Genomic DNA, 25,459 nt, shown 5'->3' on the forward strand with positions numbered 1-25,459 from the left:
CATCACCCAAACTTCCGGAGGTCAGGATTGACATGATTGATTGCCGACTCGACCTCTTCCTCGGTCGGTTCAATTCCCAGAAAGTCGATCAGTTGCAAGATGACGTTCTCCGGCGCGGTCACGAGTTCGGCGAAGTCAACTCGCAGAACGGGCACGTCGGGGTGTTCTTCGAGAAACTGCTCGCGATGTGCGAGCAACGATCGCTGCAACTTTTCGCACTCGTCATCCGTTCCGGAGAACCATTGACCGCGGTGCCGGTTGCTGCGGTCTTGCAGCGACTTGATGGAGGCTTCGATGGGACGATCGACGGCGATGACTCGCAAGGAATTACCGATGCCGGCATACAGGTGCTCCGCGAATCGACACAGATGCGGGTACTTGCCGCCCGCCACCGTCTTGTCACGGTTGGCTTCGGCCTTTCTCGATACGATCCAGGACTTCAGTTGCTTGGTAAGCTGTGCGTCACCCATTGTTGGATCGACAGCGGGGAACTTCATCGCTTTCTCGCACAGCTGCGCGAGACCAACGGCTTCGCCGCCTCCAGTCGCCTCGTAGCCACCGAGTTCGTTTCCCATGTGCACACCCAGGTGATGCATTACCATCGCGACGCAGGAAGTGCCTGCGCGATGTGGGCCGAGGACTGCGAAAAATGGCGAGTCAGCGTGGTCGGCGTTCTTGGCGTCGTTAAAGAATCGTGTTTGACTCCACTTTCGTCCGCAGATATTTGATTTCGTTGGCAGTTGCCCGACCATCCAACGACCGGGCACGTAAACCGCAATGGATTCCTTTTCGACGTTCTTGCCTTGGACCAGTGCCTGGTAACGACGCTGAATCAACCGGCCGAGGTGATGGTCGATGTGATGCTTCTGATGCCAGTTGCTCCATGTCAGATGTCGGTACAGTGTTTTCATCGCCGGTCGCCCGCGTACCATGAAGGCGTGCGTTCGGTTGACGTTGTACGGACGGTAGACATGCTCATCGACTTTGGCCGGCGGATGTTTGCCCGCGTAAAGATGCTGGCCGCCGAGATAGGCGAGCCCCCAGTCTTCGGGGAGTTCACTGACGAACTGGTTGAATCGTTCGACAAAGCCTTCTCTGAATCCCGCGTCGTCTTCAAAGACAACGTACGAGTCGATTCCTTCGAGCAAGCACTTTTCAAGGATCAGCAAATGCGACCGATAGCATCCCCACGCTCCGTTGCCCGCTCGCCATTGCGGCGGCGTTGCCACGCGTCGGCCGTCGATCGCGGCGAATCGTTCGGGTTCGGGCAGCGGCCAGGGCTGCGGCAGTTGCTGCATCCATTCGCGCAGGCGGTCTTCGCGGCGATCGAGGTTGATGAGAAAGCATCGCTCGACCGGAAAGCGACTAACGATCTTCTTCGTCGTCTGGCTCGGGTGGACCGTCGGGGAATTTGCGTTCGTAGCGACGGATGGCGGTGGCGACGAGAGACTTGGCGACGACTCGGGTGAACTTGCCATGGGGCATTCCTCTTTGCTCGGCTTCTTCCATTAACCACTCGACGATCGTGTCGAGGTTTTGACGACAACCGTCGGCGCCCCAATCGTTCATCGTGTCGGCCCGGGTTTCGCAATTGCACGATTCGCTGGGGCGAGCGAACCAGGCGAGCATCTTCTTCAGCTCGCTTCCAGGGCCGGGACGATACGCGCTGATCTTGAACGTGGTGGCTGGCTCAATTTCGGGTAGGTAATTTTCGAGGACGCGTTGGAGCTGGCTGGTTGGTTTCTTAAGTCGTTTGCGATGGACGATTGCCATGCCGATCGTGACGACGTTGACTGCTTGCGGGTTGTCGTCGCTTTGGCAGGCCTCGCATGCGGCGGCGGACGCTCGCACGTTGCACTCGGCGATCTGCGTCGCGACTTCGCAGCGGTTGTTGTTCGTCAGGTGAGGGCAATGGATCATGCGACGCTCTCCATCACGGCACCGTCGAACGCTCCGGATCCACTCGGCGGGTCGCCAGGATCGCTACAGGTGCTGTCGAGCAGTTCCCAGCCGCATGACCAAATCCATGTGCTTGTGCAGTCGCTGCCAGAACTGCTGGGTGGCGGTTCGCTTGGTGGATTGGAGGTGCTGGAAATGGACGGACGGCTATCGCTGATGGAGTCGCTGTCGGATGTGCTGTCGCTCGCGGATCGCGAATCGCTAATGGAGTCGCTGGTCGATTCGCTTTCACTAACCGAGCCGCTCGGACTTCCGGAGTGGTCAGAGCTCGCACTCGGCTCACTGCTGACGCTGGGACGGCTGCCGCTAACGCTTTCGCTATCGGAGATGCTTTCCGATGCGCTCAGCGAGTCGCTTGTTGACTCGCTTGCGGAAGTGCTTTTTGAAGTGCTTTTTGAGGTACTCGTGGATTCACTATCGGAGTCGCTGTCTGATTGACTTTCCGATGCGCTTCCGGATTGCGAGCCTGACTCGCTTGTCGAACCTGAATCACTCGATTCGCTCTTGCTTGTACTTTTTGACTCGCTTGCCGAGCCACTGATCGACGTGCTTTGAGAATCACTACCGGAGTCGGAGCCAGAGCTTTCGGATTGTGAAACGCTGGAACCGCTGTCGCTCGCGCTGGAGTCACTTGTGTCGCTGGAACCAGAATCGCTGCTTGAAACGTCGGATCCACTGCTCTGCGACTGCGATGATCGCGACCCACTGGATAGAGAATCGCTTGAATCGGATCGGCTCGATTCCGAGTCAATGGACTCGGAGGATTGACTCGATTCGGATGCGCTCGAATCGCTGCTGCCCGACGCGCTGTGGCTATGCGATGACTCGGAACGATCGGAGCTTGACTCTGATTCGCTTGATTGAGATTCGCTGCTCGATCCGGATGAATCAGACGAATCGCTTTCGGAACTGGAGGAATCGCTCGCCGAAGCCGACACGACGCTTTGTGAACTTGACGATGAAATGGATACCGACCGACTTGACAATTCGGATCCGCTGGAACTGGATGGCGCCGACGAACTACCCGATGACGAACCGCTCGATTCCGAGCTGCTCGAGTCCGATTCGCTCGAAACGCTGACGCTAATGGAGCTCGAGACGCTTCGTGATTCGGAAGATTCACTTGAATCACTCGATCCACTGCTGTCACTGCTAGACGAATCGCTGCTCTGGCTGCTTGATGATGGACCTGAGGAACTTTCAACGGACGAGCTGCTGCTTATCGAGAGGCTTGTTGATGATTCGCTATCAGATGACGATGAATTAGATGAGGACTGAGAACTGCTGTCGGAGCTGGAGCTGGAGACGCTCGAGCTCACGCTCGATGAATCATGCGATGATGACTTCGATGATTCACTTTCTGAACTAGACGATGGTGAACTACTGACGGAACTCGAACTCGACTCGCTGCTGCTCGACGATGAACCACTACTTGATGACGGCGAAGAAGAGCTGCTCTGGCTGGAACTCGATGATGACGAAGAACTCGAACTGCCCGAAGAGCTGCTCGATGAGCTATCCGATGAACTGCTTGAGCTCGACGAGCTACTGCTGGGTGAACTACTGCTAACGCTGATAGAACTGCTGCTAGACGACGAGATCGAAGACGAGGAACTGCTGGACGACGAAGATGAATCTGATGAGCTGGAGCTGCTGCTCGAGTCGGAACTCGAACTCGATCCGCTGCTGCTGGATGATGACGAATCGGAGCTGCTACTTGAATCCGAACTGCTGCTGGACCCACTACTGCTAGAGCTGGAACTACTACTGGAGCTTGATGAAGAGCTGGAGCTGCTGCCATCGCAACAACGGCATCCGATTGTCAGGTACGCGCTGGTGTCCTCGTGAAAGTGACAAACGATCTGCTGGGTCGGCAAGAGCGCGTAGTCGCAAACGTTGTAAACCGAGACGATCGTACCCACCGGAAGCCAGCTGCCATCGACGAACCGAAGTTCCCTGGCCGATCCCCACGACTTGGATTTGATTCGTCGGCCAGGTTTGCAAAGTAACGTCTGTTTCGGCGGTTCGAGAATCCAAGACTCGTGCCCGTCGAACGCAACGCCCAGGAACTGCGGTTCTTCCGGATCGATGGGCCGGCGGATTGGTTGCAGAGAGTGATGTCGCACGGTGATGAGTACCGTTTCGCCACCGGGCCGAAGCACCGATTCGATGTCACCATTCTCGTCGATCGTGTGCAATTCACACTCGGCCTCGCCGGTCCGTGTGCCGGATCGAGCGGGGATGCCATGAGCGGGAACCTTGGCCAAGTAGTGCGTGCGATGCGCATTCGACAAACGAATTACCGCCCACTTCAGCCCGAGACCTGGCTCTCGCCAAATGATTTGGGCGCCGCCGGCCGGTTTCGTCTTTAGTGAAGTCGTATCGCCTTCATCGATGTCCGCATAAGTGTGCCAGTCTTCGTCGACATTGATCCTGGCGGGACAGGCACCGCTGACCCAACTGCGACCGATGCGATCTTTACGAAGCGGATCGAGCAGAACGCAGAACTGACCAGCGTGATCCTCGGATGGCGTCACACCATTCAGTGCGACCTGGTTTTTGAATTCGCGAAGTTTGACAGCGGGATCAATGATCGGTGTGCTGAGTCCGAGCACACCAAACTGATTCAGGTCTTTGCCGCTCTGATTGCGGACTTTGACAATGTCCCCCTGGCGAAACGGGATGTCGCTGTCGGATTCCTGGTCGTGCTGGTGCTGGGAATGCGCTCGAGCCGCATCGACCATGGCGTTCCAGGTCGGCGCAGGAATCTCCAGCGGGCGACCGGGTTGTGTTTTGGCAAACTTATCTCCGCTCACGCTGGCGCCTCGTCAAGTCCGAGGAGCGAGAAGTTGCCATACGGATAGACCAGCTCGACGTACGCAGCAACCGGCTTTTTGATCAGTGTATGCGCAGCCGTGTCTTCATCGTCGGCGAATCGCACCCACAGATAATGCCAGCCCTCTTTGTTGATTCCGGTAATGCTGCCGAGCGACAGGTTCTGGATGTTCGGGCTGGCAGCGAACCGAAACGTGATTTCCCAGTCGTCCTTGCCTCGCTTGGTCCCGCTAGCGCCAAGAAACAGCACTTCGCCCTTTGCGAATCCCTTGAAGGCGTCGCCATTCACACGACCCGTAAGCAGAAACAGGTTCGCCTTGTAAGCCGGCGTAACGAGATCATCATCGATGAAATGCGTTTCAGTGAAGTTGTAAACGGGGATCGTGACGTCGGTGCCGGCCACTTGGTCATCGTTGACACCGATTGCACCTTGGAATGTCGGGGCGATTTCACCTGGGGCAGGATAGATGCCGACGGTCGATCGGCTTTGAGTGATGTGTTGAGTACCGCCGCCGGTATCGAACGTGAATTGCGGCTCTTCTTTCTCTGCGTAGTGAACACTGCAGTCCCAAACGTCACCACCGAGTGGCTCGAAGGCATATTCCGTGCGGCGCAGGCCCAGGTAAACCGAAGGTGATGACGCCTCCAACAAACCCCGCACGACGAGGTCATCGTTCGTGCCTTGGATAACAAACCGCAGCTCGGCCGTCGGGTTGTCACCCTCCGTCCCTTCTCGGCTTCGATACGTTTCGTCAATTGTGATTGGCATCGTGACCGCTTACTCCGTGAAGACGAGTCGGCCACGCTTAGCCTGTTCGACGAGAACTTTTGTGTTGGCGACGACCTGTTCGGTCGCTTTGGCGGTGCGTTGAGAAAGGCTGTCGGCACCAAGTCCCGCCAATGCAAACGCATTGAACCCACCCTTGGTTTCAACGTTCGTTTGAAGATCGCCCAGTGCCTTCCCGCTTGATGCCAATGCCGCCTTGATTTCGGGCAGTGAGTAGTCAGACGTTGGCGACGATTGCGATTCGTCCTTTTGCTCATCGGGTTGGTTCACCGCAGCAATGGCGTCTTGCCATTCGCTTCGTGCCTGTTGCAGATCGGCTTGGGCCTGTGACAAGTCGCGATTGAACTGTGTCGTCCGCTGATCTTCCTCGGCGGCCTGCATCTGATCGAGCGCGTCGCCGCGACCTTGACGATTCTGTTCGATCTCCGCGCGGCGGGCTTTTCGTTCACGATCACGATCGCCAATCGATTCGAGCATCTGCTTCGTTGCAGACTTGTTTTTGGCGTCCGTATCGTTATCGATCCGCTTGACCTCCGCATCAACATCGATGTCATCGGAGAATAATCCCTTGAGTCGGACCCACGCTTTCTTGATGAATCCAACCGTACTGTGCCAAGTCTTTGTCAGCGTACCTGTGAATAGCGACCAGGCATCGGCAAGAAAGCCGATGGTCTCCGTCCATGCGACTTCAATCGAAGCCCAGCCATCGCTGATGATTGCTGCGGTTCCGTAGATCATGGCATTGGCCGTCGATAGCATCGAATCTTTGAATCCGATCCAGTAGGCTTTCAGCGTGCGCGTCCCTTTGAGCCATTCCATCTTGAGGGTCAGCCAGAGTATTTTGGCTGCAGCGCCGATATCGCCCGCGGCGAGTGCCTTCCCGATCGCTCCGAAGGCTTTGGTTGCGGTGCTTTTGAGCGCCGCGAACTTCTGGCCGAGCCAGCTGAGAGCTTGGGATCCGATGTCGGTTGAGTACACCAAGTAGGCGCCGAGTCCCACGATGCCGGCTAAGACAAGGCCCAACGGTGAAAGAAGTGCACTCAATAAACTTCCGACCACGGTGATCGCGCCGGTAACCACACTGAACAAGGTTGCCAAACCTCCCACCGCGATCCCCGCAGCACTCAGGGCCGCGCCGATTCCGAATAACGCCGCGCCGGCCGCCATCACAGCAAGGGCGACTTTGGCCGCAACCCGCACCAGTTCCTGGTTTTGCTCGATCCACTTGATCAGTCCCGATAACGCTCCCGAAGCCGCTTGCGTCATCTTTTTCAGTGGTTCATTGATCGACTCTCCAATCGCGATTGCTACGCCTTCAAGCGAACTCTTCAGAATGCGAAACGAACCGCCGATCCCCGACTCCATTTGGGTAGCGGTCTCTTCCGCGACACCGCCCGCTGCTTGCAGTTCCTTGTAGAGTGTCCTTGTGTCGGCGACTGATTTGCCGATCGCGCTGGCCGCCGTGATTCCCAGCAAGCCGAACACTTCATTAAACTTCGCTGCTTTTTCGCCAGAACCGAGGTTGCTCGTCGCCGCGGCAACTTCGCCTAGCACGTCGACCAACGAGCGGGCGTTACCTTTGATATCATTCGTCGCCACGCCGAAGACCTGCTGGAACTTTTCAGACTCGGCCGCACTGAGCGTCAGTAACCGACGCAGTGCGGAACCAGCGGAGCTCCCCTGGATGCCCATATTGCCGAGCGAGCCGAGGATCGCCAGTGTTTCTTCCAGACTCATGTTGGCGTCCGCTGCGACCGGGCCGGCGTACTTGAGTGCTTCACCCAGTGATTCGACGCTGTTAAAGCTCTTGTTGGCTGCAGCGGTCAAACCGTCAGCGACTCGCGCGGCTTCACCGGCTTCCATTCCAAATTGCCGAATCGTTGCCGCCATGATGCCCGAGGCGAGCGTTGCATCGGTACCGGTCGCGCGGGCCAGATTCATCACCGCAGCGGTCATATCAATGATCTGGTCGGGCTTGAAACCGGCGCGACCAAGCTCAGTCATCAACGATGCAACCTGCGTCGCGGAAAAACTGGTGGTAGCGCCCAGTTGTTTCGCCTTGTCGCGTAGCTTCTCGAATTCGGCGGTGGATGCTTGCGTGATCGCTTGCACGCCGCGCATGGCATCGTCGAACGACGTGAAGACCGTCATGCTGGCGGCAATCGGTGCCGTAGCGGCAGCGCCGACCGCGAACATCTGTCGCCCAAGCATTCGTGTGGATGCGCCGAAGTCCTGCAGTCGCTTCTTTGCTGCAGCCAAGCCTTTGAGGAACTTTGAATTCCTCGTCGTCAATTCGACGTAGGCGGCTCCTGCTTTAACTTGTGACATGGGCTAGGTTTCACTGGCGCTGAGTGATGATCGACCAATTTTTGCCGTTGGTCGTTGTGAACCAGAACTTTCGTTTCTTTCCGTCGCGGATCCTTGTGAAACCAATCGTCCGGACACCCAACTTCGATGCGGCATCACGAATCGCGTGGCACATCGCTTTGGTAACCGGTTTATCAACGCCAATGACTTCTATCGTCTCGCGGTCTATCCACCGGCAGGTTGCGGACCAGTCGTAAGGATCGCCGTATCCCGAGTTGCTGCTGCACCAGACTCGCAAACAAGCGGCGATAGGTTCGATGTCAACTTTCACTATTGCTGCTGCGTTTCAGTGGTCTCCCGAGAATGCTTGCGACTTGGCTCACCGTCGCTGGAATGGGCCTCGAAGTCCTTTGCCTTAGCGGATTGAATTCAGCGGGCGCGAACGGTCGGCGTCTCCGCCGACGATCACGATGAATTTCAGCCAGCATCGCCATCTGGCTGCTGGCGATACTCCAATCGTGTTCGCGCCGGGCTTCCGCCATCCGCACCAACTGTCGAAGTGTCAGTGGTCCGGGGTCGACTCCAACGACTCCGGCGAGACGGTCGATGAGCCGTTCGATGTCACCTGATCCAACTCGCTTCGCAACTTGTCGAGAATCTCTTCCTCCAGGTCCGGACTGTTCAGCTTCATCTGCACCAGCTCCATCGCCTTGGTTTGAACGCTTTGATATTTCGCCGCCGCTGTTTGCAGCAGACGGCGTCGGGGCTCCGGGAAGAACGCGACCAATCCTTCCAACAACGCCGCTGTTGCATCGGAGATCACATCGCCGGCCAGCCCTTGCCCGAACTCCTCGTCGCTGATCCCTTGCTGGTCGGCTTGTGGCTTACAGACCGCATAGAGAATGTCTCCCAGTAACAGGAAGTCATGACTCAGTCGTTCGACCAAATCACCTTCAACAAACTCCAGCAGATTCACACCTGCGATCGCCTTCACACGTCGCAAGGTTGTCGAGTCGATATCAACGACCCAAACATTAGACTTGCGGTCAACGAATTTTTGCATCATTGATTACCTATGGGCCTGGCACGTTCAATCCGGTGCCGCTCGCTGATTGTGTAGGCTTGAGCGTCACGTCGGCGGAGATCACTTCTTCAAGGTTCTGATTCACGTTGAACTGCATGACTTCGCACGAAAGTGCCAATGATCCACCGGCATCACTGATGCTGACGTTGCATGGATCGCCTGACATGAACAGTCCTTGCAGCAGCGCGAACGACGTGTCACCGTCCTTGTTGAGTACGGTGAACTCGATGGACGCGTCTTTCAGTGTGCCTACCGTCGCTCGCCAGCCGTTGTTATCGCGCGTCGATGCATCGGCTTCCGCTTTCTCGAGCGTGACCGTCAAGTCCTTGCAGTTCTTGATCTCCGCGCCGTCGATCGTCAGCGTCGCATCGAGCCCAAGTTTGACTTCTGGCATGATTCAAGAATCCCTTCGTGTGGAACGTCACCTCACCGAGTCTCGCCAGAACTTCGGCAGCCTCGATCGGTTGGCATCGAGAGCAGGTCGCATGAATGGTCGTTTTGGGTAGCGGGGTGGCCGGATCGCGCCGCGACGCTGGTTTTCTTGTTCGATCAGTCGTGTGGCTCGGTTTGCTTGAGCGGCGGTTTGCAGTTGGGCACGTGCGAACTTGCCGGGCTGTTTGACTCGCACCGGTCCAAACTCGCCGGCGCGGAAACGATGCCGCTTCAGCCGCTTTCGTTTTTTCGCGATGCCACCGTGCTCGTGCAAATGCCAAAGCCGGCCAGCGATCTCGTTGACCGGACCGATGACCACATCAGGTATCGACTTATTGGCTTCGTAGCGGATCGATCGTTTGAGTCGGCCAGTTTGTGTGTGGGGTGGTGATCCAGGGCGTGACGGTTTCTTGCGTCGGCGGATACTGCGGCGGGCGGTCAGTCGGACCGCTGCGCCGGCATGCCCGAGAGATCGAAAGCTGGCTTGGTCGGTTTTGCGTTTGAGGGTGGATGTGTTGAATCGGGTGGTGGTCTTGATGCCGATCACTTGGCCAACTCGAAAGTCAATGTCAGAAGGCTGGTGAATTGCCGGAGTTGTTCCCAATGTTCGTTGCAATACAACACGCTGTTCTCCACATGGATACAACGGGCGGCGACGAGCGAACCGAGTCGCTTCATGCGGAACACATCTGCGATCTCCTCGACCAGGCCGACTAGCGGATCGATCTCAGCGTTGTCACCGTCTTTGAACTTCTTCTGGACGGCGATGTCGATCTTGCCGTGGTAACGATTCTGCGAACGATCCATCGGTAGGAACTCAACCTCGCGCGGCACGACACTGACGCGGAGTTCTTTCATGTCCTCCAAATCGAAGTTGGGGACATAGAGCCGCTCAGCATCGATCGTTTGCGATAGCTCCGCGGCGTTCAACTCGGCGGTCACGCTATCGGCAATCTGCAGAATCGTCGTCATGCTGGGATCGTATCAATCTGTTTGGTGTGAATCCGAATTTTCAAACGGAAGGGGTCGCTGTAACGCCAGGGCGGATCACCACCGAGTGACATCACTTCAAAGATGAACGTGGTGTCTCCGTCGGTCTCCGAGATGCGATCGCCACGACGTGGTAGCGATCCTATCGCGGACAACAAAAGGTCGCTGGTGTCGATCAGGAAGTCGCGAACTTGGCTGCGGGTGATGACGCCCTCGCCGTCATCCTGTTCGTAAGTCGATCTGCCGATGGTTGCCGGTAGTTCTGCTTCAACATCGTTTCGCTGGTACACCACCAATCGCGAGGCATGCGTTTTCAGCTTTTGCGCGAGCCACGATTGGCCGTTCCGCAACATATCGGTCATGCTTTTCGCGTCGCCTTGGCCGGTGATTTCAGTAACGCCGATGCTTTCACGCTCAGCTCTTCCAGCCACGCTTCGTCCGCGCGGCGTTGATATTCACTCGCGATCGCTTCCGCTTCTTCTTGCACCTGCTGCTCGCGGAGATTCTGCGATCGTTCGGGAGACTGAAACGGGAGAATCGTGTTGCTGGTTTGTTTAGTGTCCGCGTCACGCTTCTTCGATGGCAGCACGAGGACAGCCAGCAGAACCAATACGACGACGGTTGCGATTCCTAGGAACATATTTTCAGAATCCTCTCTTGATCATGATGAAACCGAGTAAGAACACGGCAACGCCGATCATCGCAATCGTTGCCAGTTCGCCGGCCGAAGCCCAAAGGAGCGCGTTGCGGTTGTCGCGAACCTCGTCGAACAACAGATCGCGGACCCGATCACCAGGTCGCCAGGTGTCGTTCGGTTCGACAGGACAGTAACCGTCAGGGCAGTCTTCGGGGGCCAGATACATCGTTGGCGAGATTGCCTCGTCCCACGAATAACCGCGAGCTTTCAAGGCACCAGTCTTTTGAGCCTGCCGAGTTTGTTGATAGAGCTCGTAGCCGTGTTTCAGATCGGCATACAGCTCATCGGGCGTTGTCGGAATCATCGTTCGACCAGCGGCATGAACATGACCCCCGGTGCTATCTTGAAATAGCACAACTGGGAACTGATCGGCCGGTACGATTTGGGCAAAGCGTGTTCGATACAGTGCGTTGCTTTCCGTATAAACCTGGAACTCGCACGCATCGCGAAGCTTTCGCAATTGCCGGTCGCGGTTGAACCAATCCAGCAACTGTTGACTCTTCGCATCTCTACCAACGAATAGCGCGATCTGGTACTTCTTCTTGGGAGGTTGCGGTTTCGGCGCAGCCAGCGGCACGCTGTTGGATGGAATGATTACGGGAACGGACGGAGTCGTGACCGCCGGCACTACGCGAGACGGAGACACGACCGTTGGCCGCACAATACGATTGGGTAGACATACGGGAGGGCAGATCGTGGTGCCTTGCTGTTTCAGCTCCCCCTGCGCCTGCAAATTCACATCCTGAGGTTCGCTGAGTTTTTCAATTCGCGAGACGGAAGGAACGCCAGGATCGTAATTCGGCGGATTCCACGTCGGGTTCCTTGCCGGAGGATGAATCGGCGTATGGACCGTCTCAAACAGCACGACCAGCAACACGGCATGAATGACCGCTGCGGCCAGTAACCCAATACTAAATCGAATGCGCACGTTCTCGTTCATTGAATTACCTCATAACTGCGATAGGGCAGTGAACTGGCCGGGTCGTTAAAAACCGACAACGCGAAACCTCCGTAGCCGGCCCACAAGCGAACGAACTGTTCACGAGGCGTCAGCTCAAAGCGGCCTGGGTAGTTGTTGTCCAGGATCGCGGCGTACTGTCGACCATCGCGATTGACCCAGCCGACGAACGTGCAGCAGTGAGCTGGTTTCCACCAAAGGATCGCGCCTCGACGTGTTGCGGTGGCCCAATCGAGAAAACGCGGATCCGCCTTGACCGTGTAGCTGTAGTCGATACCGGCGGCATCGAGCCGGTTCCGTAATCGCGAGTCCCATTCGCCGTCGCTGTAGGTCTCTCGCCAACGCTCGCCAAGTTCGTATTCGTTGAGCCAACGCAAGTGGTTGACCAACGATGCGTGGACACAACTGCCCTGATTGAGCCGCCCCGTCCAATTGCGCTGATGCAATCGCACTGGCAAGTTGGCGGCCGGTTGCTCGGACGGCGGCGACGGTAATCGCCGCGCACGCTCGGGTTGCGGTGTGCAACCAACCAGCGAAATCGAAATTAAGCAAACGGCCAACCCCGCTCGCAATCTCACATTCATGTCCTGGCGAATCCTAACTTTTGAAAACGACCCAAATCGAAGGATCAGGTTGAGGGACGGACGATATAAATCGGATCGGGAGTCCACACATCACATTCTTGGTGATGTATCGCGGTGTGCCAGTCTTAAAGACTCGGCTGCCGCTTGATGTTCTACGGTAGTGGGAGAGCGTTACGACTTGCTGGTCTGGTAGGAGCCCTTCGATCTTCCACGAGGCGTGTTCACTTCGGACGGCGATGCAGAAACATGTCTCGAAGGTTGCGGCGTGCAGCCACTGGCTTGTTGTGCCATCTTCGAGCACAAGCTTTTCGATTGCTTTGGCCCGATCGGCAGTGACTTGGCTGATCGAAGCCACCATTCATCACACCTTCGATACGTCATTGGCTTAGTCGCGCGCGAACGGTCGTGGTATTGGCTCCCGCCGCTGCGACTGCTTTGCCAAGCAACTTGTTGCCGGTAGCCGTCGTGACGGCCTGTGAGTTGGTCGCGTCCCAGTAGACCTTTGCGCCCGAGGAGATCGACGCGGCCGGATCTTTGACGACGTCGAAGACCCCCTCGACCGCAATCGAACCAAGCTTGTTCGCTTTGATGTCGTGCTTCGTGATCCCAACCAGGTCGCCTTGAACGACCACCGAACCGGCAACCAAGTCTTCGGTCGGCGTGTAGTCGATGGCGGCGCCTTCTTGAATGAAATCTGCGGAGGACATGTGTGGTTCCGTTTTCAGGTAAACAAATTGGACGGATCAGCGGCGAACAAGATTACACTTCGCCAGTTACTTTCACTGCCGCGCGGTGATCCTGAGAGTTGACGCCGAAGTCGATGTAGCTGCGGAAACCCATCCCCAGCATGTTCGGCGGCATTTCGACTCGCTCGATCACCGGTGTCCGGCGACCGTTGAGGAATACGATTTCAAATGCCGGCAGTACGTTCGGATTCGCAAACAGATACCACGCCTTGCCACTCGATCCGGTGTAATACGAATCCGATAGGTGCGGCGTGCTGATGATGCGGTACTTGTTGCGGTGCGGATTGTCGACCGGAATCTTGGTCGGTGAACCCTGAGCGTCGATCATCAACTGAGCGCTGCCCATCAACAGTTCGGCCTCGGTTTCCAGTTCCACTGGCACGACCAGGTACTCGGGCCGGATGTTGATTGGCTTCTGGTCCTTCGGTTTGCCGCCGGGGCCGGCTTTCTGCTTGCGGAAGGTCGTCTTGGCCTCGGTCAGGCTGTCCGGACCGAAGGCGGTATCGGCTCCAGTCAACAGGTTGCTGTTACCGGCGCTGAAGAAGGCTGGCGTGTTTTTCAATAGCAGCGTGAAGAACAGGTCGTCGATCGACTCCGCACCTGAGCGGCCCATCTGACGTGGGATGTCCATGAACGCCGACAAGTCATCGTTGATGATGTCGTGACGCGTCAGCATCAGAATCTGACCGTAGGTATCAGCCTTGTTGCTGTACTTCTGCTCGGACAACTTACCGTGCTTCAGTTCACCGTCGGGAGCGACTTGCTCGAACCCGCCGGTACCAAGCAGTCGGTACCGCGACACTTCCTTGAAGTCCGACACCGTCCCTACGCTACACAGATCAAACGCGGCGATTGGCGTGTTCGCATAAGCCGCCAACAACGTCTTATTCATGACGTTTTCGAGAATGCCAGGCAAACTCATCGATGAGAAACCGGCTCGGATCGTTGCCGTGCCATCACCAAAGACTCGTGGCACATCGATGCCTTCAAGTCGTGCGCACTCGGCGACCAGTTCACGCAAGCCGATATGCCGAATCGGATCGGCGGCCTCTAGGGTTCGCTCTCCGTAGCTGGCCAGCAGCGTCTTTTCTTCGATGCCGACGGACAGGCAGGCCGCTGCTTCTAGGATGTCGCGAGTGTAAGTAGGCCTATTTCCGGACTGCTCCGGAGCCTTTGGTCGTTCGCTTCGTAACACGGCAAGCTCCGTCTTGGTGACACTCCATCCCTGTTCGATCGCGTCGGCTTCGATTCCAGCGTGCTTGTTGTCACAAACCTTGCGAATTCCGGCGATCCGCCGTGACTCCGCTGCGGCATCAGCACGCATGTCGTCGACCGGTGTACGTTTGGGTTTCAGCTTGGGTTTCGGTGCGGTGCTCATGTTCAAACTGGCGTTTACCGGTTCGAGGACTTCGGTATCGTCTAGATCGTCATCTGGATCGTCCGTATCATCGGTCCGGCCGGCGGCAACGCGAGCTTCGGTGTCGTCGTCGGCACCCAAGGCAACGAAGCTGACTTCACCGAGCGTCGATTTCCGAGCAACGTAAACGGGGCCCTGGAACTCGCGGCCGTTGGCTTTGGCGAATTTGCCGTCCGGGATGAACACGACCTTGTCGGCACTCGCCCCCAGCGACGCTTGCCATGGAAATCCGTTCTCGCTCGTGGCGATCACTTCCTGCGCGGTTGCACCGACACCCGAAATCACACCGGCGACCTCAAGGGATTTGTCGGTGATCGCGATGTCATCGGTGTGACCGACGATGCTGCAGCGATCATGGTCTTTCAAGATCGGTCTTGATTTGCGAGTCACTCGCATGCCAGCGAGATCAACCACCACGGGATGGGGCCAACCGCCAAGTCGCATAGCACCGCCGGTGTACGCAGTCATCGAAAACTTGCGCAACGTCGGCTTGCCTTCTTCCGGCGTCTCCGTCGCGGCCAGTCGAATCGTTGCAGCGTCATCACAGACGATACGCAAGCTGCTTGGTACCCATTCGGCTTCCGCTTCAAGCGGCTTGTTGGACGTCTTCGTCATCCGTGACCTCGGTGTCAGTTGAGGAGTGAGCATCAGAATCAGCCGGTAAGCCCAGCTCTCGCATCAAAGCCAATTCCTTGGCTCGTTGTTTTAGTTCCGCCTCCCAGTCACGACCCTGCCGAGCAAATTCATTGGCCAGGGTAGTCGTATGATTGGCGAGGCGGATCTTCTGGGCGTTGGCTTCCTTGGCTGGGTCGACATGTTCGTGCCCATCCCAAAACCACTGGTGCTCAAAAGTTGAATCGAGTGCGCGAAGCGAGTTGGGCAGATAGCCTTCGATCAGAATCGCTTCGCGTAGCCAGGCGTGCAGAATGCGATCCAGAACAACGCGGCCAAGTTGCGATTGCTCGACGCGGATCGATTTGAAGTAGGTTTGATGATCGAGCCGACCCGACGCGTAGTTGTAGCCCGATGAATTCCCGGCGGCGACGTTGAACGGCATGTTCAAGCAACGAGCAATCTCATTGAGAATCTCTTTTTTGAATTCGGCATACGTTGTCGAAGGTTGCTCGCTTCGCATTTGAGCCATCTTCCAGCCACCCGGCATGGTCAACAGCATTCGTTTTTCAAGTTCAATCGGCTCGAAAGGTTCGGCGGCGTCCGCTTCGCCGTTGGCCGGAGCGTCGGTGTAGAGGATGCCAGCGAAGTCAGCGGCAGTCTCGGCCGCAGCAAGCACCGCCAAGGTGAATCGACGAAGCTGTGCGAAAAGCGGGAGTGCCGGCGTGATGTCAGGAATGCCCCGAATCTGTCCCGGCCGATCGCAACGGAAGTAGTGCAGAACGGCACTCGCCGGAATAGTGTCGTGTTCGTCATCGCGCAAAAACGCCACATCCCCAGGATGCTCACGAAGCACGTCGTAACTAACCGGATTGCCATCTGGATCGAATTGAATTCCGTCGATGTATCGCTGCCGATCGAGGGCGAGTGTTGGCGAGGCGACCTGATCGGCCTCAACAAGTCTCACATCGAGTTGAACTCTCGCTTCGATTTTTTCATTGCTGGTCAGCAACCCGAACGATTCGCCGTCAGCAACGCGTGCGAGTCGCATCGTTCGTAACTTTTCCGCCAGGCCAACCGATTCGGCCCAATAGAAAAATTCCTGTTCAACAAACCGATTCGCATTTGGGTCGGCCGTCAACATTTGCAATCGTGGCCCGGTCCCCACGACATCATTCGCAAGCGTCAGCGTGATTCCGCGAGCGTAACTGTTGTTGGCGACCTCGTACCGCGATCGATTCCGGAGCGTTTTGCGAACGTCGGGGCTGTTGGCCGCCGCCGCCGACAGCCCATCGGCACGCGACCAATGTTTGATGTTATCGAGCGTCGTGTTGGCCGCATCGTAACGCCCCATCAAGCGACGAAATTGAAAGGGCTGCCGGGGCGAGCGTCCTCGCGTAAGCGAACGGTCAGACCGTCCGCCTCGCCATCGTTGCTCCATGATCCCTGACAAAAGCTTTTCCAAAAACATCCGTGTAGGATTCCTGATTGCCGTCCCCGGCAGCCCTGCAGTCGTGAAGAAGTTCGCAGTCTGTGACTAGCCAGTCGCGGGTGGCACGATCTTGTTGAAACGGAGACCTCGGTGCGGTTTCCCGACACCGTCTTTGGACGCCAGATGCTTATCGGCGGCGATCTGTTCGCTCAGCTTGTGCTGCTCGACACTCCCAGCGTCACCAGAAGCTTTTGCTGGCCCGGAAGCGTTGTCGCGAATCTCGTCTTTCAGATCGTCAGCCATGCGTTCCGATTCAAGTAAGTTATGAGGTTTCCCTCTCTACCCCTTGAACTACCCGCAACAGAAGCAAACTGACGGCGAATCGCAGAAAATTTTCAGATGTTTGTTGATTTGAGGGCACATTTGCAATTAGCCACATCCCTGTTTCAAATATCTTCCGGCCGATATTGATCTTTCAACCTGCGCTTCTCAATAACGCAAATCCCGAATCTTTACGACGCCTCTAGGCGTTACGTGAAACCATCTCCTCGAATCTGTTAATCCATACTTCTCATAATGAAAAGCATTGAAGCATCCGTCAGCGAACTGATCCAGCGATCTCGGCGAACAAGCGAAAGCCACGATCGGGATACAAAACTGATTTTGGACTATTACGGATTTCTGAGCGACACCCTTGCGACACAAGAACAATTGGGCAACCAATATTCTGCGGGAACTCGGCAAAACGTAAACCAAATCATTGACAAAACGTTTCGCACGCACGTAGCGGCGAAGCGAATAACTGGGATTGTTGGAGCAAGTGAGCTGATCGCTGCGAAACAGATTTCGACTTGGTCTGACATCAGACACGCATTAACACGAACGGAACTCATCAGTGACAGTTATCATCCTGCTAGTCTCATGCGACTACTAAATGAGTTGGGATATTGTGAGGATTTCGAGCTGCTCACTCCCATAGCTGCACTTTAGGCGAAAAGTTATCGCAGACCGATTGATATTGCCACGAAAAAGGCCCTCAGAGAAAATGGAGGTTACCACACCAATCCACATCTCAAAGGGCCAAGGATGGCTAAGCGTAAACGCTCCGGCAGACCACCGCAAGCTCAACATTCTCGCAAATCCACGCCTTCCCAGCACGACAAGCGGCGAAGGCTTGACACACCGAATCCGAGTCGCAGACGAACCAAAACGGCAAGCATTCCGCTCAGCGGGACGATCGCAACTTTGGTCGCTTCGATGAGTGACTTGCTTGACAAACGAATCGGCTTTCGGTTGCCGATCGTTATCGCCGGGGCGATGCTCGCCGGTGGTCGCCGCACTGCCGCCAGTTGGTTTCGCTGCGGCGGCGTTAACGATGATTGGGACCGGTTCTACGAGATGCTTCAATCGATCGGGAGAAACACTGTCTCGTTGATGCTGCCGTTGGTTATGTTCATCTTCAAGAAGTTCGATCCCGGCGAGAACGGTCACTGGACGTTTGCCATCGATGATTCGCCCACCAAGCGATTTGGGCCGTACGTTGAAGCGGCTAACATTCACCACAATCCGACACCCGGCCCTGGCGACGGAGATTGGCTTTATGGTCATAACTGGGTTTGCTTGGCAATGGTCCTGAGCCATCCGCTGTTCGGAGTCATGGCGTTGCCGTTGCTCTCGCGACTGTACGTTCGGCAGGTTGACATCAACAAGCTGAAACAACGATATGACTGGGACTTTCGTACCAAACACCAACTCGCCATGGAGTTGCTTCGGCAAGTCTTTGGCACGCTTCGTGCGCTCGGCAGCAAAGCGAGATTCATTGTTGTGTTCGATGGCGCGTATGCGGCCAGGGACCTTGTGCGCCCGTTGATCGCTGAAGGTGCCACAGTAGTCACACGGCTTCGTCGCGATGCGAAGCTGTTCGATCTGCCGGCGAACAAACCGGGGCAGCGCGGTAGGCCTCGCAAGTATGGCAAGAATCGAATCAGCTTGGCCAAGCGAGCTGGACGCCGAGATGGCTGGAAAGCGATTACCTACTGTTGTCGAGGCGTACAGACGGAGGGACGTTACAAAACGTTCGTCGCGACCAGCAAGGTCGTGGGCGGTCAGGTTCGAGTCGTTTTGTTGGAGCATGCCAGTGGGAATTGGGCAGCGTACATCAGCACCGATCCGACGATGAGCGTGGAGGCAATCTTGCAAACGGTCTCTGACCGTTGGTCGATCGAAGAGCACTTTCACGACGTGAAGGAGATTTGGGGTGCCGGCGAGCAGCAGGTCCGAAACGTTTGGTCTAGCATTGCCTGCTGGAACTTGTGCGGGTGGATGTACAGCCTGGTTGAATTGGAGTGTTGGGACCTGTCGGCCGAACAGCTGGTTGATCGCAGTGACCGACCGTGGGACAATCCATCGCGTCGTCCCTCACACACAGATCGCCGTCGCCGAATCACCCGTGAAATGCTGCGTTCTGAATTTTTGAACGATCTGCATCTGGCTCCTGACGAAACAAAAATTCGCGACCGATTCGAACGCTTGCTCGCGTTTGCGGCGTGACGATCGACGACGCTACAGTCAATCACCTAAAGTGCAGTCCCATAGGTGAATCAGTTTCAAAATCGAATGCCGCAATCAATGAAGAATTCCTGTTTATTCACAGGGACGAACTAACGAAGGCTAAATCCGCGATCATCCAAATTCGCCGCATGCCCGCAAGCGTCGGCATGGCAAAGCTGGAGGAAGCGAACGTAGAGCCATTCGATCAAAGTCAACTAAGAACGATCGTGGCGAACACACCAGGTTCTTGGACGTGGAGGTTTCAAGGGAATGTTTGGTTTCTATTTGAGGACAGGGAAAACGCCCTGGTCAACCAGTTAGCAAAGGCATTTTCCACCGGACAATATTGCGAGATCGAAAGGCTGTCGGCAACGATGGTAAACGCATTCCGTAGTCGGGCCAAAGGCAAACTCCCATTCCCGCCTCTGGAGGTTGTGCGCGAGTACATACGAAACTCGAAGTTAACCGAAGTCAAAAACGAGGTCGTTTCATTCAACGGCGATCTTGCCGCACTCAATCCGATAGAGCAGGACGTGGTTTCATTCCTATCCCAAGTTGAATTCACGGACTCACGTACACTTCGAGACTATCTGCGCACGAAGAACTATGGGGAAGCGCACATAATTAAGGCCGTCTATAATTCACCATTGGTTCATGTCGACAAGTCTATGGGACGAAAGCAATACCGCTACTCGCTGGTTTGCCAATCTGAACCTCCGGTCTTAGAACCGCGAGATCGTGATCGCCACGAGGAGTATGTGAGCAAACTTAAGGACGTGGCCAGACTTGGAACCGACTCGGAAGTCGAAACGACTCGTCGACGAGAACAGGCGTTGTTACGAGAATGGCTATTCGGAGAAAACGAAACTGAATGCTGTGCGATTTGTGGCCGAGAGTTTGAAGTTCGAGCGTTGCACGCGGCCCATAAAAAGAAACGGACACTGTGTTCCGAGGCGGAGCGAACGGATCCCAATATTGTGATGCCAATTTGTGTTTTTGGCTGCGATTTTCTATACGAAAATCGTTGCATCCGAATCACGAATGGCGAGATCATTGAAGGTGATCAAGAGCCTTGCTCTCCGACCAGCGCCGGGGTGGTCGCGGATCTTTTGGGTAGGAGTATTAACGAGCGATGGATGGCTGGACATGAATCCTACTTCGATGCCGAAACCGACTAACGGTTAGTGACGGGAATCTCTTCCAATGGACATGGACGTGAATCCTCACGCCACCTAATCACTCAGTCGCTGAACCGGGTGTGCTGTAGATTGTTCGTTGATGGAATCTACGCCTTTCGCTTTCGCTGCAGGTCCTTAAAACTTATTCGCTCGCGTCGCTGCGTTCCGAATCCGCCATCCGTGCCGAACAATACCGCCCCTTGGATTGACGCAGCGACGGCACATCCGACAAGACAATCGAGCCAGTGGTTGTCGGGTTGTTCGGGTCTCGCTTTCCATTCGTCGACGGTTCGGCCTCGGCCTTCGGTTTTGATGTAATACTCGGCGGTGACTTGCTCGGCGAACATGCGATGCATGTCGGGGCGATCGCCGAAGATGGAGAGGCAGCCACGATCGCCCATCGCGACGGCGAGTCGCGCGTGTGTGAAGGACTTCCACCAGTTGGTGTCGTAGATGATGTGACGGATCGCCCGCTTGCCGTGGATGCTGGGGATACGCCAGTTGAGTCCGACTCGATCACCGGGCCGGCGTTTGTATTCGCTGAATGGATTCGACGATGCGCCGACGAACCGACCGTGAGATGGCAACAAGATCGAGGCGTGTGGACTTTGTCGGCAGAATTGGTAGACAACGTTGGTGGAGTGACCCCAGTTCGCGTCGATCAGACATCGACCGATCTTCATCGCTGCGCCGTCATCTCGCTGCCACTCGCGACCAAGAAGGTCGGTGGTGAGAGATTCGAGACCGGCGTAGATGGAGCCCTCCAAACCGGTGCCTTCCGTCGCGAGCGTGAGTCGCGCGTCGCGGAGCGTGAAGTAGGGACGTTTTTGATCTGGGTATGTTCCGTAATCGACAACGTAACCGGTGAAGTCATCCTCCCAAGCGGCGACAACGTAGAACAGGAGTTTTTGCTGGACGTCGATGAACGCGGTGAGGTGATTGGCTGCGATCGAGATCGAACGTCGATCCATGCCGTTGATTTTCGCAGCGACCTGCTCGGCGGTCAGTTGATCGGCGTCAACTCGTTCTTCTGGCAGCGGTTCGTTCTGGTATTCGGCAAAGAAGGCTGCTTCGTCTTGAAGCTTGAGGTTCATCGCGTGCTGGATCGCGGACAATTCATCGTGGTTGAACCGCTCAGTCCAAGCGACGTCGGCACCTTCGTCCATTGCGGCGCGGTTGTCACGATAGAACTTGGTGCCGGCCTTGCCGCCGTCGCCGTTTCGCAATCCCTCGGCGCGAATCTCGGCGTAGCGTTGCCAGAGGGTCTCATTGGTAGGAAACGAGTTGACCATCCGAGTTCGCTCGCCGTTCCACTCCGGATGTTTGTCGCGGTCGAGAATGCTGTCGGCCATGTCGCCAGGTCGGATGACGGTGCAGGGCATGATGCCGGAAATCTTTTTGCCGGGGCCGGCCAGTCCCAGTACCGCGCCAGCGAGGATGGCTTCGCGGTTCGCGCATTGCGAAAGTGACCGGGCGGATTCGTCGGTTTGCGGGTCATCGAGAACCACGAGCGACGGGCGGACCGTTTTTCCGTCCGGCCGTTTGAATTTCATGCCGCGAATGCGTCCGGTCAGACCCGCGACCTTGATGATCGCGCCGCTGGCGCTACTGCCGGCAATCGTTGGCAGCACGATCTCTTTCGCTGTCCAACCGATCTGCGTGCGTTTGCCCTGAAAGAGTTGGCCGTTAGCGCGATTGGCGATTCCGTCGAGAGCTTGGATCGGGAAACAGACTTCGGGATAGTCGGCCAGCAGTAGATCGTTGCCGTCGAGTTCGGTCTTGATCGAATCGAGCATGTCGCATGCGTGGCCTTCATCGCTGCCGATCAGACACACGAAGTCTCGATACCCGTTGAGGACCGCCCAGATACATGCGACTTCGGCGATTGAACTCTTGCCGCTGCCTCGCGCCATCGCCAGTGAAAACAGCCCACCTCTGGTCACAGCCTCCTCGATCTTCGTGATTACTTTCAGGTGATCCGGCGACCAAGCGAGGTGGAACGTCAGCGAAAAATAGGCTTCGCAGAAGTATTGAAAGCTGCGGGAGGCTTTGGCTTTGCGATCGGGATCGGCGACGGGCGGCAGCTCGCCAATGTCGCGACCAGCCAACGCGATCGCAGCGTTTCGCTCGCGGGCTTTGTCTTTGAGCCTTGCATACGGGTCTCCTTCTTCGACCGGACGCGGTCGATGACGTTCTTCAACAAGCCAAGCTGTGTAGCGAAGCAGATCGACGTGCTTACCATCACCGATTCGATTGCCGGCTCGCGTTCGGTGCCGATGAAGTTGTCGTTCATTGATCACTTCGCCGAGCGGCGTGCTGTTGAGTAACCGGCAGCATTCGCTGGGTCGCAATCGTCGTGGGTCAATCGCCACGTTGCATCTCCTGGAGTAACCACGCGGCATAGTGCAACACGTTGACGGTTCCGTCCGTGTTGGACGGTGCGCCGGCCGCAATGTCGTCGGCAATTTGCGACGCGGGAATCTGTCGGCGTGCGGCCGATGAGAGCAACTTCGCGGCTTGATCGACCGACATCGCGTTTGGGTTCACGTTTTCTTTGTTTCCGTCCATAGATGCTCCGTTATTGGGCGGTTGCCAAACGTGCCGCACACGGCGGTGACTGTCGCAAATGTGTGCATGTTTGGCGTCCTCGGCCGCATGTTTTGGCGGGCGAGTGTGGGCCGAAACTGGCCGCCTGTGGGCAAGGAAAGAAAGCTGCAGATTCCTGAAACATTACTGCGAGACTTCGCTTGAGGACCTCCGAAACGCATGGCTCATGTGCGTTACGCGAACGCAAACCGCGACGCGAAACACAACGAACCAACCGCCCTTCGGAGACCCAACCATGCACGCCAACAACATCGCCTTCGGGATCGAAATCGAAACCACCATGCCCGGCCAAGACACCACGCCGATCGGCGGCTACCACCGAGGATTGCCGGTCGCCTGGCTGCCGACGGGATGGAAGGCCGAACGGGACAGCAGCATCCGTACGCCGGCCGGACGCAAACCCTGCGAGTTTGTTTCGCCTATCCTGCGCGGATACGAAGGGCTGCAAAACGTCGAAGCGGCGGTCGACGCGATCAAAGAACGCGGGGCGCGGGTCAACGAATCTTGCGGATTGCACATCACGGTTTCTTGGGACGGCGACGCAGCCGCCTTGGCTCGACTGATCTCGCTGATCGGCAACCACGAAAAAGCCATCTACGCAGCGACCGGCACACGACGCCGCGAACGAAACCGCTGGGCGAAGCAAATCAAAACGTACGGCAACAAAGACGCCGCGAAAGACCGCTGCGAACGAGACCGCTACCACCTTTTGAATCTGACACACCTCGCCGCCGGCAAGAACCGAATTGAGATTCGGGCCTTCGCCGGCACGCTCAACAAAACCAAACTGCTCGGCTACATCCAAATGGTTCTGGGCTTGGTAGAGATCGCCTTGAATACGCGACGCTGCAGCGGCTGGGACTACGCGAAGAAACCCGGCACGAAGAGTTGCTGGGACCGACCCGACGCTGGCCACGGCGAAACGGAACTCAACCGCCTCTTCTACCGACTCGGTTGGACGAAGGGTTGGTACAAGGGCGAACTTCGCAACAAACGTTTCGGCGAACTTTCGGCCGACGCGCAAACTTGCGATTGGAAGCCGGTCAAAAAGAAGCTTTTGGAAATGGCCCGCAAATACGACCGGGCCGCATAACGGCCGACGACCTTCGCACATTCGAGCGCCGCGATTCCCCTCGCGGCGTTTCTTCGTTTTCTGCCCGCGACGTTCGCCAAACGTGGCCCAAACCGGGTAGGTCAACGGTAGAGGGCGGCTTCTCTCATGTCGGCCACACGCGGCGTTTGTCGGCGACGTCGGCGATCTCAAGAAACCTTGCAAAAGACTGTGAATTGCTGGCGTGATTCGCTTGCTGTGCCCGCGAACGCATGGCTCATGTGTGTCATCGCAAGACGGTTTCTGATTCCCAACCACGGAGACGAAGAGATGACGATTGACACGCTGATCGACCTGCTGGCCGAGTACCGCGACCAGCACGGTCCGGACGCCGAAGTGCGTTTGATGACGCAACAGAACTGGCCGTTTGAAAACCGGGTTGCCGGTGTGACCAGCGGGTCGGAGATGAACGAAGCCAGCGAAGACGACCCCAGCGAATTCTTCGATGACCAAGACGTCGCCGAAGACGCGATCGTCTACATCGTCGAAGGCGGACAGATTTGCTACGGCAGCAAACGGGCTTGGGAAACCTGCCGCGATTGCTAACCACGAACTACCAACACCACTCGATTCGGAAACGAAACCATGAACGACCCCAAACGCCAACGACTGGAAGACGCCTACGTCGCCGCCCACATCGCGGCGCTGACATTGCTGGAAGACCTGCACCAAATCGTTGAAGACTTGCCGGCGCCGGGCAACGACGAACATCCCATCGATTGGGGACACGTCGGATCGCTGAACCACCTTTGCGAACAACTGGCCGAACTGAAGCGGCATTTTTCGTAGGTGTACCGGCGAATTCCGGAAGTCTGCCGAAAGACTGAAGATTCCTTCCGGACTTCGCTTGCTGCGTCCGCGAACGCATGGCTCATGTGTATTAACGCCAGCCGGCAAACCATTCTTTTCACCGGAGACACAGAGATGACCAAGAACGAAACCGAGACGACCCTCCGCACGATTTTCCGAAACATGGACGCCCACGAGGCACAAGAGATTCGCGAAGCCTACTACAAGGCGGTCGAAGGCCTGCGAACTTTGGCCGACGCACTTGAGATCGCCGACACGAAGGCGGGCGAATACGCCGGCGGCATTCTGCTGACCGAACACTTTCACGCGGTCGAGGCGATCGACGCGATGCACAAGAGTGAACTTGGAAGGGTGCTGTAAACG

At 56.6% G+C, this 25,459-nt stretch carries 28 protein-coding genes; 10 read left to right on the forward strand and 18 right to left on the reverse strand.

Going from position 1 to position 25,459, the window contains the following annotated elements:
- Positions 1 to 2: 2 nt before the first annotated feature.
- Entirely contained in the window at positions 3 to 1,478 is a 1,476-nt protein-coding gene (locus TBK1r_RS21360) for a glycosyltransferase family 25 protein (RefSeq protein WP_419580241.1), read from the reverse strand.
- The gene (locus TBK1r_RS21365; protein ID WP_145215124.1) at positions 1,366 to 1,920 is read right to left on the reverse strand and encodes a hypothetical protein; all 555 of its coding nucleotides are present in this window, start codon (positions 1,918 to 1,920) and stop codon (positions 1,366 to 1,368) included. The genes TBK1r_RS21360 and TBK1r_RS21365 overlap by 113 nt, the downstream gene beginning before the upstream one ends.
- Here TBK1r_RS21365 and TBK1r_RS21370 point away from each other — a divergent pair.
- From TBK1r_RS21370 to TBK1r_RS21385, 3 genes are all read left to right on the forward strand, one after another.
- Positions 1,912 to 2,397: a hypothetical protein gene (locus tag TBK1r_RS21370; RefSeq protein WP_145215127.1), complete on the forward strand. Its 486-nt coding sequence runs from the start codon at positions 1,912 to 1,914 to the stop codon at positions 2,395 to 2,397. The genes TBK1r_RS21365 and TBK1r_RS21370 overlap by 9 nt on opposite strands.
- A 525-nt stretch (positions 2,398 to 2,922) precedes the next feature.
- Positions 2,923 to 3,237 carry a hypothetical protein gene (locus tag TBK1r_RS21375; protein WP_145215130.1) on the forward strand — a complete coding sequence of 105 codons (315 nt, stop codon included), beginning with the start codon at positions 2,923 to 2,925 and terminating at the stop codon, positions 3,235 to 3,237.
- Positions 3,238 to 4,001: 764 nt separating this feature from the next.
- Positions 4,002 to 4,331 carry a hypothetical protein gene (locus TBK1r_RS21385; protein ID WP_145215133.1) on the forward strand — a complete coding sequence of 110 codons (330 nt, stop codon included), beginning with the start codon at positions 4,002 to 4,004 and terminating at the stop codon, positions 4,329 to 4,331.
- 440 nt (positions 4,332 to 4,771) lie between these two features.
- Here TBK1r_RS21385 and TBK1r_RS21390 read toward each other — a convergent pair whose 3' ends face one another.
- From TBK1r_RS21390 to TBK1r_RS21455, 14 genes are all read right to left on the reverse strand, one after another.
- The gene (locus TBK1r_RS21390; protein WP_145215136.1) at positions 4,772 to 5,563 is read right to left on the reverse strand and encodes a hypothetical protein; all 792 of its coding nucleotides are present in this window, start codon (positions 5,561 to 5,563) and stop codon (positions 4,772 to 4,774) included.
- Between the two features lie 9 nt (positions 5,564 to 5,572).
- Entirely contained in the window at positions 5,573 to 7,909 is a 2,337-nt protein-coding gene (locus tag TBK1r_RS21395; RefSeq protein ID WP_145215139.1) for a phage tail tape measure protein, read from the reverse strand.
- A 541-nt stretch (positions 7,910 to 8,450) separates the two neighbouring features.
- The gene (locus TBK1r_RS21400) at positions 8,451 to 8,954 is read right to left on the reverse strand and encodes a hypothetical protein (protein WP_145215142.1); all 504 of its coding nucleotides are present in this window, start codon (positions 8,952 to 8,954) and stop codon (positions 8,451 to 8,453) included.
- A 7-nt stretch (positions 8,955 to 8,961) separates the two neighbouring features.
- On the reverse strand, positions 8,962 to 9,366 hold the full coding sequence (locus TBK1r_RS21405) for a hypothetical protein (RefSeq protein WP_145215145.1): 405 nt from the start codon (positions 9,364 to 9,366) through the stop codon (positions 8,962 to 8,964).
- A gap of 27 nt (positions 9,367 to 9,393) precedes the next feature.
- Complete coding sequence (locus TBK1r_RS21410; RefSeq protein ID WP_145215148.1) at positions 9,394 to 9,951, reverse strand: hypothetical protein; 558 nt, start codon at positions 9,949 to 9,951, stop codon at positions 9,394 to 9,396.
- A complete protein-coding gene (locus TBK1r_RS21415; RefSeq protein WP_145215151.1) occupies positions 9,948 to 10,376 on the reverse strand; it encodes a hypothetical protein in 429 nt (142 codons plus the stop codon). Before TBK1r_RS21415 ends, TBK1r_RS21410 begins: the two co-directional genes overlap by 4 nt.
- A complete protein-coding gene (locus TBK1r_RS21420) occupies positions 10,373 to 10,756 on the reverse strand; it encodes a hypothetical protein (RefSeq protein WP_145215154.1) in 384 nt (127 codons plus the stop codon). The genes TBK1r_RS21415 and TBK1r_RS21420 overlap by 4 nt, the downstream gene beginning before the upstream one ends.
- Complete coding sequence (locus TBK1r_RS21425; RefSeq protein ID WP_145215157.1) at positions 10,753 to 11,034, reverse strand: hypothetical protein; 282 nt, start codon at positions 11,032 to 11,034, stop codon at positions 10,753 to 10,755. Before TBK1r_RS21425 ends, TBK1r_RS21420 begins: the two co-directional genes overlap by 4 nt.
- Before the next feature lie 4 nt (positions 11,035 to 11,038).
- Positions 11,039 to 12,031: a hypothetical protein gene (locus tag TBK1r_RS21430; protein ID WP_145215160.1), complete on the reverse strand. Its 993-nt coding sequence runs from the start codon at positions 12,029 to 12,031 to the stop codon at positions 11,039 to 11,041.
- Entirely contained in the window at positions 12,028 to 12,633 is a 606-nt protein-coding gene (locus tag TBK1r_RS21435; RefSeq protein WP_145215163.1) for a hypothetical protein, read from the reverse strand. The genes TBK1r_RS21430 and TBK1r_RS21435 overlap by 4 nt, the downstream gene beginning before the upstream one ends.
- Before the next feature lie 377 nt (positions 12,634 to 13,010).
- Positions 13,011 to 13,340 (reverse strand): DUF2190 family protein, encoded by a 330-nt coding sequence (locus TBK1r_RS21440; RefSeq protein ID WP_145215166.1) that lies wholly within the window; start codon positions 13,338 to 13,340, stop codon positions 13,011 to 13,013.
- 52 nt (positions 13,341 to 13,392) lie between these two features.
- Positions 13,393 to 15,411 carry a phage major capsid protein gene (locus tag TBK1r_RS21445; RefSeq protein WP_145215169.1) on the reverse strand — a complete coding sequence of 673 codons (2,019 nt, stop codon included), beginning with the start codon at positions 15,409 to 15,411 and terminating at the stop codon, positions 13,393 to 13,395.
- Entirely contained in the window at positions 15,383 to 16,762 is a 1,380-nt protein-coding gene (locus TBK1r_RS21450; RefSeq protein ID WP_419580242.1) for a phage portal protein, read from the reverse strand. Before TBK1r_RS21450 ends, TBK1r_RS21445 begins: the two co-directional genes overlap by 29 nt.
- A 183-nt stretch (positions 16,763 to 16,945) precedes the next feature.
- Complete coding sequence (locus tag TBK1r_RS21455; protein WP_145215175.1) at positions 16,946 to 17,143, reverse strand: hypothetical protein; 198 nt, start codon at positions 17,141 to 17,143, stop codon at positions 16,946 to 16,948.
- 273 nt (positions 17,144 to 17,416) lie between these two features.
- Here TBK1r_RS21455 and TBK1r_RS21460 point away from each other — a divergent pair, with 273 nt between their 5' ends.
- The 3 genes from TBK1r_RS21460 to TBK1r_RS21470 all read left to right on the forward strand — a co-directional run bounded on the left by TBK1r_RS21460 (position 17,417) and on the right by TBK1r_RS21470 (position 20,568).
- Positions 17,417 to 17,830, forward strand: a complete 414-nt coding sequence (locus TBK1r_RS21460) for a hypothetical protein (protein ID WP_145215179.1) — start codon at positions 17,417 to 17,419, stop codon at positions 17,828 to 17,830.
- A gap of 96 nt (positions 17,831 to 17,926) precedes the next feature.
- Positions 17,927 to 19,390, forward strand: coding sequence for an IS701 family transposase (locus tag TBK1r_RS21465; RefSeq protein ID WP_145213181.1), 1,464 nt, complete (start codon positions 17,927 to 17,929; stop codon positions 19,388 to 19,390).
- Positions 19,387 to 20,568 carry a hypothetical protein gene (locus tag TBK1r_RS21470; protein ID WP_145215182.1) on the forward strand — a complete coding sequence of 394 codons (1,182 nt, stop codon included), beginning with the start codon at positions 19,387 to 19,389 and terminating at the stop codon, positions 20,566 to 20,568. The genes TBK1r_RS21465 and TBK1r_RS21470 overlap by 4 nt, the downstream gene beginning before the upstream one ends.
- Positions 20,569 to 20,675: 107 nt before the next feature.
- Here TBK1r_RS21470 and TBK1r_RS21475 read toward each other — a convergent pair whose 3' ends face one another.
- Positions 20,676 to 22,940, reverse strand: coding sequence for a terminase gpA endonuclease subunit (locus TBK1r_RS21475; protein ID WP_419580243.1), 2,265 nt, complete (start codon positions 22,938 to 22,940; stop codon positions 20,676 to 20,678).
- Positions 22,930 to 23,136 carry a hypothetical protein gene (locus TBK1r_RS21480; RefSeq protein WP_145215188.1) on the reverse strand — a complete coding sequence of 69 codons (207 nt, stop codon included), beginning with the start codon at positions 23,134 to 23,136 and terminating at the stop codon, positions 22,930 to 22,932. Before TBK1r_RS21480 ends, TBK1r_RS21475 begins: the two co-directional genes overlap by 11 nt.
- Before the next feature lie 274 nt (positions 23,137 to 23,410).
- Here TBK1r_RS21480 and TBK1r_RS21485 point away from each other — a divergent pair, with 274 nt between their 5' ends.
- From TBK1r_RS21485 to TBK1r_RS21500, 4 genes are all read left to right on the forward strand, one after another.
- A complete protein-coding gene (locus tag TBK1r_RS21485) occupies positions 23,411 to 24,268 on the forward strand; it encodes an amidoligase family protein (protein WP_419580244.1) in 858 nt (285 codons plus the stop codon).
- 288 nt (positions 24,269 to 24,556) lie between these two features.
- The gene (locus TBK1r_RS21490; RefSeq protein ID WP_145215195.1) at positions 24,557 to 24,832 is read left to right on the forward strand and encodes a hypothetical protein; all 276 of its coding nucleotides are present in this window, start codon (positions 24,557 to 24,559) and stop codon (positions 24,830 to 24,832) included.
- Positions 24,833 to 24,871: 39 nt separating this feature from the next.
- Positions 24,872 to 25,075: a hypothetical protein gene (locus TBK1r_RS21495; RefSeq protein WP_145215198.1), complete on the forward strand. Its 204-nt coding sequence runs from the start codon at positions 24,872 to 24,874 to the stop codon at positions 25,073 to 25,075.
- Positions 25,076 to 25,210: 135 nt separating this feature from the next.
- Complete coding sequence (locus TBK1r_RS21500; RefSeq protein ID WP_145215201.1) at positions 25,211 to 25,456, forward strand: hypothetical protein; 246 nt, start codon at positions 25,211 to 25,213, stop codon at positions 25,454 to 25,456.
- Positions 25,457 to 25,459: the final 3 nt, after the last annotated feature.

The sequence above is a fragment of the Stieleria magnilauensis genome, assembly GCA_007753675.1.
Lineage (GTDB): Bacteria > Planctomycetota > Planctomycetia > Pirellulales > Pirellulaceae > Stieleria > Stieleria magnilauensis.